The 6,622-nt window shown below is 67.0% G+C and carries 4 protein-coding genes; 3 read left to right on the top strand and 1 reads right to left on the bottom strand.

What is annotated here, in order from left to right; all coding sequences use genetic code 11:
- Nucleotides 1-3 precede the first annotated feature (3 nt).
- On the top strand, nt 4-1,026 hold the full coding sequence (locus R3P95_RS18205) for an aspartate-semialdehyde dehydrogenase (RefSeq protein ID WP_283347342.1): 1,023 nt from the start codon (nt 4-6) through the stop codon (nt 1,024-1,026).
- A 49-nt stretch (nt 1,027-1,075) separates the two neighbouring features.
- Here R3P95_RS18205 and R3P95_RS18210 read toward each other — a convergent pair whose 3' ends face one another.
- Nucleotides 1,076-2,146 carry an ABC transporter ATP-binding protein gene (locus R3P95_RS18210; RefSeq protein ID WP_283347341.1) on the bottom strand — a complete coding sequence of 357 codons (1,071 nt, stop codon included), beginning with the start codon at nt 2,144-2,146 and terminating at the stop codon, nt 1,076-1,078.
- A gap of 116 nt (nt 2,147-2,262) precedes the next feature.
- On the opposite strand from R3P95_RS18210, the gene R3P95_RS18215 reads away from it, so the two are divergent.
- Both R3P95_RS18215 and R3P95_RS18220 read left to right on the top strand, forming a co-directional pair.
- On the top strand, nt 2,263-4,071 hold the full coding sequence (locus tag R3P95_RS18215; protein WP_317549067.1) for a multicopper oxidase family protein: 1,809 nt from the start codon (nt 2,263-2,265) through the stop codon (nt 4,069-4,071).
- A gap of 36 nt (nt 4,072-4,107) precedes the next feature.
- Nucleotides 4,108-6,159, top strand: a complete 2,052-nt coding sequence (locus R3P95_RS18220; protein ID WP_317549068.1) for an HNH endonuclease signature motif containing protein — start codon at nt 4,108-4,110, stop codon at nt 6,157-6,159.
- Nucleotides 6,160-6,622 lie beyond the last annotated feature (463 nt).

Consider the following 6,622-nt stretch of genomic DNA (forward strand, 5'->3'; position numbering starts at 1 on the left):
ACGATGACCACAGTTGCAGTCGTAGGAGCCACCGGCCAGGTCGGTGCCGTCATGCGAACCCTGTTGGAGGAGCGCAACTTCCCCGCTGACACCGTTCGCTTCTTCGCCTCAGCCAGGTCCGCGGGCAAGAAGCTGCCGTTCCGCGGCGAGGAGATCGTCGTCGAGGACGCCTCCACCGCAGACCTCGCCGGAATCGACATCGCACTGTTCTCCGCGGGTGCCACGCTCTCGCGTGAGCAGGCACCGCGTTTCGCCGCGGCAGGTGCCACCGTCATCGACAACTCGTCGGCGTTCCGCAAGGACTCGGACGTGCCGCTGGTGGTCAGCGAGGTCAACCCCGAGGATGCGAAGAACCCGCCCCGCGGCATCATCGCCAACCCCAACTGCACCACCATGGCCGCGATGCCGGTGCTCAAGGTTCTGCACGACGAAGCAGGCCTGCAGCGTCTGATCGTCTCGAGCTACCAGGCCGTGTCCGGCAGCGGACTCGCTGGTGTGGAAGAACTCGCCACCCAGGCGCGCGCCGTCATCGGCGACGTCGAAAAGCTGGTGCACGACGGTTCGTCGGTGGATTTCCCGGCCCCGAACAAGTACGTCGCGCCCATCGCCTTCAACGTCCTGCCGCTGGCCGGTGCGTTGGTGGACGACGGATCCGGCGAAACCGACGAGGACCAGAAGCTGCGCAACGAATCGCGCAAGATCCTCGGCCTGCCCGACCTGCTGGTGAGCGGCACCTGCGTGCGCGTGCCGGTGTTCACCGGGCACTCGCTGTCGATCAATGCCGAGTTCGATCGTCCGTTGTCGGTGGAGCGGGCTCGTGAGTTGCTGGCATCGGCACCCGGCGTCTCGCTGGTCGACGTGCCGACACCTTTGCAGGCCGCAGGCGCGGACGATTCCCTCGTCGGCCGCATCCGCCAGGATCCGGGCGTCCCCGAAGGACGCGGACTAGCCCTGTTCGTCTCGGGCGACAACCTGCGTAAGGGTGCCGCGCTCAACACGATTCAGATCGCCGAGCTGCTGGTCTGACGCCGTGCGCGTTGTGCGTCCCCAGGGGTACGCACAACGCGCACGACGGTCAGTTCAGGCGGTGACCCTCGGCGGAGGCGTCGAAGATGTGCGCGTGCGCGTCGTCGATACGGACGTGGACGCGGTCACCCTTCTCGGGTGGGCTGCGCCAATCGGCCCGGGCGACGATGGTCTCGGTGCGGCCGTTGATGTCTGCACGGCCGAACACGAAGGCCTCGGAGCCGAGTTCTTCGACCACGTCGATCTCGAGAGCGATTCCGCTGCTCGCGATCTCGATGTGCTCGGGCCTGATGCCGAACATCACCTCGGCGGCCGACCCGAGGGTCTGGCGCGGCACGGGAATCACCTGATCGGCCAGGCGAACGCCGCCGTCGGTGACCGGGACACGGAACAGATTCATCGACGGTGAGCCCATGAACCCGGCGACGAACGCATTGACCGGCTTCCGGTACAGCTCGCGCGGGGTGGCGCACTGCTGCAGCACACCACCTTTCAGGACGGCGACGCGATCGCCCATCGTCATGGCCTCTACCTGATCGTGGGTGACGTACACCGTCGTCGTTCCGAGCCTTCGCTGCAACTGGGCGATCTGGGTGCGCGTCTGGACCCGCAGCTTGGCGTCGAGATTGCTCAGGGGCTCGTCCATCAGAAACACCTGGGGTTGACGAACGATGGCGCGGCCCATGGCAACTCGCTGACGCTGACCGCCCGAGAGCGCCTTGGGCTTGCGGTCGAGATACGGCTCGAGGTCGAGTAGCTTCGCGGCCTCCTCGACGCGAGTGCGAATGTCGTCCTTGTTCGCCTTCGCCAACTTCAGAGCGAAGCCCATGTTCTCCGCGACGGTCATGTGCGGATACAGCGCGTAGTTCTGGAACACCATCGCGATGTCGCGATCCTTGGGTTCGGAGTGGGTGACGTCCTTGCCGCCGATGAGGATGCGACCGGAATTGACCTCTTCGAGCCCCGCGAGCATCCGCAGCGACGTCGACTTTCCGCAACCCGACGGGCCGACCAGAACGAGGAATTCACCGTCCTCGATGTGCAGGTCGAGCTCGTCCACCGCGGGGGCGTCGGAGCCCGGAAACAGCCTGGTGGTGCGCTCGAAAGTAATCGTTGCCATGACAGATAGATCCCTCCACCGGCAGGAACGTGCCGGACGATCCGAGTGTGGGGTGACGGCGGGAGCCGACGGGCACATAGTATGGCCCCAATCACAACAAGGAGAGAGGAGGCTCGGTGAGCGGATCTGTGTCCAGGCGAACCGCCCTTCGAGGGCTCGCCGTCGCCGCAGTAGCCGCTGGTGCCGCTGCACTCCCGGTGGCGTCGACGACGCGCCGCGCGATGGCCGACGACTTCCTCCGTGGCCAGAGCCCCCTGCTGTTCCACTCACCGCCCCTCACGCCGTTCCGGGACGAGCTGCCCAGGTTGCCGCTGATCAGCGGTACCGAGGTGACGTTGGACGCGCACAGCTCCACCCACGTGTTCCACGCCGATCTACGACCCGCGCCCACCTTCGGGTACGGCCAGTGCGACTACCTCGGACCGACCATCGAGTCGCAGACCGGTCAGCCCTGGACACTGAAGTATTCCAACACCACCGCGGGCAACCCGCTCGCCGCCGACATCGACACCTCGCTGCACGGCATGAGCGAGATGGACCGCACGATGACACCGACGGCGCTGCACCTGCACGGGGCCGTCACCGAACCGGCGAGCGACGGGCACTCCGAGATGCTGGTGCGCCCGGGGGAGTCGATGACGCACAACTTCTCGGGGCTCAACGACGCCGCGGGACTCTGGTACCACGATCACGCCATGTCGATGACGCGCATCAACGTGTACGCGGGCCTGCTCGGCATGAACCTCGTGCGGGACCGTTGGGACACCGGCACGCCCGACAATGCGCTGGGGCTGCCGTCGGGTGAGTTCGAGCTGCCGTTGGTGCTGCAGGAAAAGATCATGAACCCCGACGGCAGCATGAGCATCCGTTCCAATATCACCGTGCCGCAGGGTAAATGGGAAGGCGGCGGCACCGGAGACGTGGGCGTCGTCAACGGCAAGATCTGGCCGACGATGGAAGTCGCCCGGGGAATGTACCGGCTGCGCGTCGTCAACGCCGGGTCGTACAGCGTGTGGAACCTGTTCTTCACCAACAGGCTTCGCTTCTGGGTCATCGGGAACGACGGGGGATTGCTCGACGCTCCTGTGGAAGCCACCAGCATCCGACTCGCCCCGGCCGAGCGCGCCGACATCCTCGTCGACTTCGGTGCCGTCGAGGCAGGTGCTCTCGTTGAACTACTCAACGACGAGCCGCCGCCGGCGCAGGCCGCGTCCCTCGGTGCGGTGCCGATGGCGATGTTCTGCCAGTTCCGCGTCGCGTCCGCGGCCGGGTTCCGGGGCGGTATGCCGACGTTGCTGCGCGGCGGCAAGGGACAGCCGGATGTGTTGCCGCCGTTGCCGACCGCGACATTCACGCGAACGGTCACCGTCAACCAGCCGTCCGGTGGGCTCAACCTGGACATGACGCTGATGAACCTGAACAACCTGAGGTACTCGGACCCGGACATCGAGATGCCCAAGCAGGGGACCGTGGAGATGTGGAACATCGTCAACACGACGGTGGAGCCGCACCCGATTCACCTGCACCTGGCCCACTTCCGGACGCTGGGACGCATCCCGATCGACCTCGCCGCCTACCAACGTGATTTCCCCAGGCCAACATTCGGTACCAGATGGGCTCCGCCGGTGGAGAAGTTTCTCACCGGTCCGTCGGTGCCGCCTGCGGCGTGGGAAGCCGGGTGGAAGGACACCGTCAACACCTACCCGGGCACCGTCACGCAGATCCTCGTTCGATTCCCGACGGCCGACGAGCTCGGCTTCGACCCCGACGCCACCTTCGCCGGGCCGGCCGCGCACCACGGCGGCGAGCACGGTGGACACGACATGGGTGGGGGCGGCGAACTGCAGGGGTATATGTGGCACTGCCACATGCTCGATCACGAGGACCACGAAATGATGCTCAGGTACCGCACCGTCGCTCCGTGACAAAGCTTGTCGGTGGGTGGGTATAGCTTTTCCGGTGTGAAGACATGGGGGGATGTGTTCGGGCTCGGCGACCAGGAATTGGTCTCCGAGCTCGCTGGCGTGTCCTCCCTCGAAAACGAGCTCGCTGCAACGCGATTGACGCTGCTGGCGGAGATGGACCGCCGCGGTCTGGCCATGAAACTCGGGTACTCGTCGGTCACCCGGTGGTACGCGCGATCGGTGCGCATAACCGACGGGTCCGCGGCCCGTCAGATGGAGCTGGGGCAGTGGCTCACCGACCGGCCCAGCGTGTTGAACGCCCTCGCAGGTGGTGACATCCACGCCGCGCATGCCTCGGCGATCGCCGACGGTTACGCCACCGTGGTGGTCGCCGACCCCACCCTCGACGAACAACGCCGCGAGGCTGTCGTCGCCGAACTGCTCGAAACCGCCATGCGCAGCACCGCCGGGCAGGTCGCCTCCCGCGCGCAGGCACTGGCGCATTCCGCGGCCGAGGACGCCAGAGCCCGCCACGAGCAGGCCGAGGAGCAACGACAAGAACAGGAGCGGACACAGGAGCGGGACCGGGCGAGCCGAGCTGATGCAGGTGGCGCGGGTGGTTCCGGTGGCTCGGGTGATTCCGGTGGCTCGGGTGAGCCCGAACCTGCTGGGCCCGAGCCTGTTCCAGCTGGGCCGCCGCCGATACCGGTGTCGGAGAACTCGGAGTTGAACCGTTTCGATGTTCACCCTCTTGCCAGTGGCCGCTTCCAGATGGGTGGCAACGTCGACCGGCTCCTGGCCGAGAAGCTGCTCACCGCGCTGTCGGCGTTGACCGCGCCGCAGCCCGGCCCTGGAGGTGAACGCGATCTACGTGGTCCGTCGAAGCGGCGGGCGGATGCACTCGATCGGATCCTCGACCGGCACCTGAGCGGTGGTGGCCGCGGATCGGCGGGCGGGTCGCGGGCATCGGTGCACTTGATCGTCCCGCTGCGGGACCTGCTCGCCGACCGCGGACACACGCAATCGAACAGCGCAACAACGGGTTCGACGACAGACGGTTCCGGTGGCGACTCACGGGCCGGCGATACCGATACGGGTCCCGTTGCCGGCGCTGACGGCGGGCACCACGTCAGTGAGAGTCCCGAAGCCGGCGACAGTTTGCGGACCGGTGATGTCGACGCGGGTCCCGTTGCGGGCGCTGACGGCGGTCACTACGTCGGGTGCGGTGCCGGCGACAGTTCACGAGCCCGCGATACCGAGGCCGGTCCCGATCGTGGCACTGGTCGTCGGGTCAGCGGGAGCAATGCTGGTGCCGGCGGCAGTTCACGAGCCCGCGATACCGACGTCGGTCCCGATCGTGGCAACGGTCGTCGCGTCAGCGGGAGCGGCGCGGGTGCCGGCGACGTCTCACGGACCGGCGATACCGAAACGCCTCCCGTGGCTGGCACTGACGGCGGGCACTACGTCGGGAGCGGTGCTGGTGCCGGCGACGTCTCACGGACCGGCGATACCGAAACGCCTCCCGCGGCTGGCGCTGATGGCGGTCACCAGGTGAGTGAGAGTGCCGGTGCCGGCGACGGTTCATGGAACGGTGATCCCCGCGGCGATCGTGTCGGTCCCAGCGCTGGTGCCGGTGACCATTGCGGGCGGAAGTCTGCACCCGACCCCGGTGATGCCGACTGGCCGTTCCACTTCGACTGGACCGGGCCGATGAGCCGCGCCTTCGCCGAACTTCTCACCTGCGATGCCGACCTCACCCCGATCATCGTCGACCACCACGGCGTCCCCCTCGCCCTCGGCCGCACCACCCGACTCGCCAGCGACGACCAACGCATCGCCCTGACCATCCGCGATCGGTGCTGCGTGATGTGCGGCCGCCCCGCACAGTGGTGCCAGGCCCACCACGTGAAATTCTGGGAACACGGCGGCCGCACCGACCTGAACAACCTCGCGCTGGTCTGCGGAGAATGCCATCGCCTGGTCCACCACGGCGACTGGCAACTGCTCATGGGCGACGACGGACACCCCTACGCCATCCCACCCGAATCCATCGATTCCACACGACAACCCATCCCCAGCTACCACCGCCGAAAACGTCGCGCAGCCTGACAGCACCTGAATCGGGCTACTCGGCCGCCCAAGCCATTCCCTCTCTCGAAGCCGTGCGCCAGCCGCGCGGCTTCGGCGGGCTGGCCCCCTGCGCGCACGGTGCTGTCGATCAGCGCTGACGGGCCAGGCACCTCACGCATCAGCAGTTCTCCTGCGCGCCCGAGCTTTTCCGACTCGAAGTCGAGTACCGACCCTTCCACGTCCGCAGCAACCACCGCGATCGGAGAGGGCACCGGTGCACCCTTGACCTGCTTCACCGACGACCGGCTGGCTTTCAACACTCGGTAGGCATCCATGTGGACCAGGTCGCTGGCGGCACCAGCGGTGGACTGTCCGTCGCCTATCCGTCGCGCAGCGGTCGACGGCCGGTGTCCGAGGGAGCTACGGGGAGTGTCAGATTAACGGTGGATCCGACCTTGGCGTCGGTTAGTTTCCGTTCGGGGTGATGCGTCCTTCGAAGGTG

This window comes from Rhodococcus cercidiphylli (genome assembly GCF_033042225.1).
In the GTDB taxonomy this organism is placed as follows: domain Bacteria; phylum Actinomycetota; class Actinomycetes; order Mycobacteriales; family Mycobacteriaceae; genus Rhodococcoides.